This is a genomic window from Streptomyces sp. NPDC060027, from assembly GCF_042737005.1.
Taxonomy (GTDB): domain Bacteria; phylum Actinomycetota; class Actinomycetes; order Streptomycetales; family Streptomycetaceae; genus Streptomyces.
Window position 1 is genome coordinate 1 of the sequence record NZ_JBHWVI010000389.1, and the last position, 4,123, is coordinate 4,123.

The following is a 4,123-nucleotide window of genomic DNA, read 5'->3' on the forward strand; positions in this document are numbered from 1 at the left end:
GGCCGGCATGCACCGGCCGGGCCCACACTGCTTGCAACGGTTCCCGTCGCAGTGGTTGCTCAGTGGTCGGAATAGCTGAAGTCGCCCACGGTCCAGGCGCCGACGTCGGCGATCGCCACGCGGTACATCCCGCCCGTCTCGGGGATTCCCACCGTGCCCTGCAGGATCCGGGCGACATGGAAGTGCAGATGGGTGGGCGGCCCGTCCTTCGTGGGGGTGTCGAAGACGGCTGAGAATTCTCCCAGGCGGGCGGAATCCGTCAGCACGTCCGACACCCTCTGCCGCCACACTGCTTCGGGAGCAAGCCGGCCGGTGATGACAGCACCACCGGTGACCACGGTCAGGGACATCTGGTTGCTCTGCCCGGACTCCACCAGGGCGGCGACGTCAACGAGCAGCTCGTCAGGCTTCGACATGGGCCGATTATATTTACTGGCCACCCTGAGGTTCCCCCGGTGTGCGGGAGGTGCAGCCTGGACGGCACCGTCCGCCATCCTGCAGACGCACACGTGCCCGTCCGGGCACCGCTGGAACTGTTCACCCATCACGACAAGCAAGCGCTGAAGCTCAGACCCTGCTCCAGGCATCGATGAATGCTTTGCGTCCTGTCGGATCGTCGGACCTGCGGTCTGCGTGCAGGACGCGCCAGGCGGTGAGTTCGAGGTCACGGAGCCATAGTTCTCCGATGACCTGTGTCTTGAGGTCGGGAAAATGGTCGGACTCGGCGAGGGCCTGACCGATCACCTCCCCGGCTGCGACGCGCTGGGGCGGGGTCATCTCATCGACAGCCGACAGGACCTGTCGGGCCAGCACGATTCCTTCTCCCGCCAGGGAACGCAGCACCGCAGCCTTGATGTTGGCAGGCAGCAGGTACGCGGTGCCCGAAGACCTCCACAGCTCCGACCAGAAGCGTTCTCCTGCCTTGGTGGGGGCAGGCAGCGCGGCCAGCAGCCCCAAGAGGTGACCGGTGGCCGCATACCCATCGGAGTGGGCGGCAGCGACGACGGCGATGCCGGCGACGCGCTGCACATCGAGATCGCCGGCTTCCCGTTGCGGAGGCAGACCCAGTTGGTGTTCCAACTGGTCGGCGAGGGGGCCGGACAGGTGGGGGCGGACCTCAGGAAGCATCGGCGATCCTTGCGCGCAGGGAGCGGGGATACCCGCTCGGGAGCTCTGATCGTTCCCATGAGCAACTGATCTATTCCGCTTCGAGCCCAATGGGCGACAGCGGCAACGGGCCGGAGTTCACACGGCGCCGAGTGACACCCATTTCCGGCGACGCGGCCTGGCTGTTTCGAGACCGGCCTTGCAGAGAACTGTCTGGGCGAGGTCTTTTAGCATGGCCGCATGATCACCGGTGATGCCCAGGAGTCCGAGGGAGGACGAGAAGCCGTGTCGCACGACGCCGCTGAAGCCGAATACATGTACGCCGCCGCAGCGCCTGGAGAACACCATGAAGACGGGCTGCCCTGCGGATCACAAGGTGGGGAGAGCGGGCACTCGGTTGCCGCTCTGGTGGAGCGGGCGGCCGATCTGGCCGAACCGATCAAGCCGAGGCTGCGGGGCTGGCTGCATGCCGGGATGGTCCCCGCCGCACTGATCGCGGGCATCGTGCTCATCTGTCTGGCTCGCACCCCGCAGACAGCCGTGGCCTGCGCCGTGTACTCGGTCACCGCCTGGCTGCTGTTCGCAACGAGCGCCATCTACCACCGTGGCACCTGGGGGCCGCGCGGCGAGGCGGTCCTGCGGCGTCTCGACCATGCCAACATCTTCCTGATCATCGCCGGCACCTGCACGCCCCTTGCGGTGGTCCTTCTCCCGCCGGGCCAGCGGTCCGTGCTGCTGTGGATCGTGTGGGCGGGCGCACTGGTCGGCATCGCCTTCCGGGTCTTGTGGGTGGGAGCTCCGCGCTGGCTGTACACCCCGTGCTACCTGGCGCTGGGGTGGGCACCGGTGCGCTACCTGCCCGACTTCCTGCACACCGGCGGAGTGGCCGTACTCACCCTGGTCGTGGCCGGCGGTCTCCTCTACAGCGCGGGCGCGGTCGTCTATGGTCTGCAGCGCCCCGATCCCTCACCGCGCTGGTTCGGCTTCCACGAGGTGTTCCACGCCCTGACCGTGGCGGCCTTCGCGGCGCACTACATCGCCATCTCCCTGGCCGTCTACTGACCGCGACAACGTTTTGGCCAGGGCCGCTGGTCACGCACGTTGCCGCGTGCCGGGCCGCGACGGGCAGGGCGGCCGTCGCGGCATCGCGCCGCGCGCGAAAGCCGTCCGCTCCTCCGCACCGCGGTCCAAGGGCCGCCCGAAGCGGGGGAGCGGAGCAGTCTCAAGGTCATCGCCCAGGAGTGGTCCGCCCCGTTGGCGACGGAGCGGAGGCGTCGGCGAGGTTGGCGCCGGTGTCGGCGTCCCGATGGGAGTGGCCGACGCCGTGCCAGTCGAGGCACATGACGGTCGCGTCGTCCTGGAGGTGGCCGTGGTTGGCGTCGACGACCGCGGCGATGAGGGTGCGGGCGGCCTCGCGGGGATGCAGCGCGCGGGTGCGGACGATCAGGTCCGGCAGATCGAGGCTGTTGGCGTTGCGCTCCAGCATGCCGTCGGTCAGCATCACCAGCCGGTCGCCCGGCCGCAGGTCCAGCGACTGGACCCGGTAGCTGTGCGGTGCGTGGAAGCCGAACGGCATATCGATCTTCGGAGTGATCTCCCGCACCTGTCCGTCCCGCATCCTCAGTGGCCAGGGGTGCCCGGCGTTGATGAACTCGGCGGTGCCGTCGAGCAGGCTGATGCGCAGGAGCTGCCCGGTGACGTAGCCGTGGCGGCCGTGCTCGCGCACGGCCTGATCGGCCTGATCGCCCTGTTCGGCGAGGCCGGCACCGGCCCGCCGTGCCCGGCGCAGGGCGCCCACCAGGAGAGTTGCGAGCAGAGCGGCATCGACATCGTGGCCCATGGCGTCGGTGACGGAGAGCTGGACTGTGTCCCGGTCGATCACGTAGTCGAAGGTGTCACCCCCGACGTGATCGGCCGGCTCCAGCGCCCCGGCGACCGCGAACTGGGCCGCCTCACATGCCAGTGATGCCGGGAGCAGCCTGTGCTGGATCTCGGCGGCCAGGCTCAGCGGGGCGGTGCGGCGGCCCCACTGGTACACGTCCGTGAAGGACCGGTTCGCGATGACGATGTACGCCAGGGCGTGCGCGGTCTCGCTGACCTCCCGCATCACCTCCGCGTCAGGCGTGACGGGCAAGAACAGTTCCAGGAGCCCGATGGCGTCCCCGCGGTTGGTCACCGGGGCGACGAGCCGCACCAGACCGCCCTCGCCCTTGTCCTCCAGGCTCGGCCGCTGGGTGCGGATCACGTCGTCGTACAAGGTGCCCCGCAACGTGATGTGCCGCGCGGGCTCGTCGGTCTCGACGCTGCCGGCCGCCCCCAGCCGTACGACCGAGCCGCCGCTGAAGTCGGTGATCAGGAACGACACCGCCGCGGCCCCTAGTCGCTCTTTGAGCATGCGTGCGACTACGTCGAGCGACTCCACGGGCGCCGCGGCCTCCGCCGCCGCCAGCGTCCCCGCCAAGGTCATCGCCCCGCCCCGGCCGCCGCCGCTGTCAGGAAGACGAGTGGTCGGCCTGCCTTCTTCGCCAGGCCCGCATACGGTCACGGTGACTCCTCGCTCTTTACTGCCCGCCAGCGCAGTGCCCCCTGCCGAGTGGGCCGAGGGGGCGGCGCCAGGCCCGGTGCCGGGCAGTGTCATTGCACCACAGAGCCCCCGAACGGACGCCAACGTCCGGCCCCGGACTCGGCGGCCGTACGCCTTGTCCGTGCGACACACCAAGCCCGCATACCGAGGTCCTCGCCGGCAGCGGGTGAGCGGGCGGTTGTCGCGTTTGACGCTCTTCGTCGGGGTCCCAGGGTTTTTGGATCGCGCGACCACACTCATCTGCCCGCTGCACATGCCCCGGACCTTCGCCGCCCTGGCAGTGACGGGTGCAGCCTCCGTCGCCGTCGAGGTTGCTTACCTTCCCGTCGAACGCACAAAAATCTATGCTGGCTGGAGTAGACATTGGGAGATCGTCTGGCTATGGTTTCTCTCGTAGTCGAGATCAGCAGGGCCTGGCAGACACGAACTGCC

At 69.0% G+C, this 4,123-nt stretch carries 4 protein-coding genes; 1 reads left to right on the forward strand and 3 read right to left on the reverse strand.

Annotation, left to right across the window (positions count from 1 at the left end):
- Positions 1–59 precede the first annotated feature (59 nt).
- Together ACFWBT_RS42090 and ACFWBT_RS42095 are read right to left on the reverse strand one after the other, a co-directional pair.
- Positions 60–416, reverse strand: coding sequence for a hypothetical protein (locus ACFWBT_RS42090; protein WP_385709848.1), 357 nt, complete (start codon positions 414–416; stop codon positions 60–62).
- A gap of 151 nt (positions 417–567) precedes the next feature.
- Positions 568–1,128, reverse strand: coding sequence for a hypothetical protein (locus ACFWBT_RS42095; RefSeq protein WP_385709851.1), 561 nt, complete (start codon positions 1,126–1,128; stop codon positions 568–570).
- Between the two features lie 219 nt (positions 1,129–1,347).
- On the opposite strand from ACFWBT_RS42095, the gene ACFWBT_RS42100 reads away from it, so the two are divergent.
- Complete coding sequence (locus ACFWBT_RS42100) at positions 1,348–2,169, forward strand: hemolysin III family protein (RefSeq protein WP_385709854.1); 822 nt, start codon at positions 1,348–1,350, stop codon at positions 2,167–2,169.
- Positions 2,170–2,335: 166 nt separating this feature from the next.
- Here the strand turns inward: ACFWBT_RS42100 and ACFWBT_RS42105 are convergent, their stop codons facing one another.
- Positions 2,336–3,574 carry a PP2C family protein-serine/threonine phosphatase gene (locus ACFWBT_RS42105; RefSeq protein WP_385709857.1) on the reverse strand — a complete coding sequence of 413 codons (1,239 nt, stop codon included), beginning with the start codon at positions 3,572–3,574 and terminating at the stop codon, positions 2,336–2,338.
- Positions 3,575–4,123: the final 549 nt, after the last annotated feature.

Coding starts and splice junctions, on each gene's coding strand:
- ACFWBT_RS42090 (WP_385709848.1), bottom strand. CDS start 416: ATGTCGAAGCCTGACGAGCTGCTCGTTGACGTCGCCGCCCTGGTGGAG.
- ACFWBT_RS42095 (WP_385709851.1), bottom strand. CDS start 1,128: ATGCTTCCTGAGGTCCGCCCCCACCTGTCCGGCCCCCTCGCCGACCAG.
- ACFWBT_RS42100 (WP_385709854.1), top strand. CDS start 1,348: ATGATCACCGGTGATGCCCAGGAGTCCGAGGGAGGACGAGAAGCCGTG.
- ACFWBT_RS42105 (WP_385709857.1), bottom strand. CDS start 3,574: ATGACCTTGGCGGGGACGCTGGCGGCGGCGGAGGCCGCGGCGCCCGTG.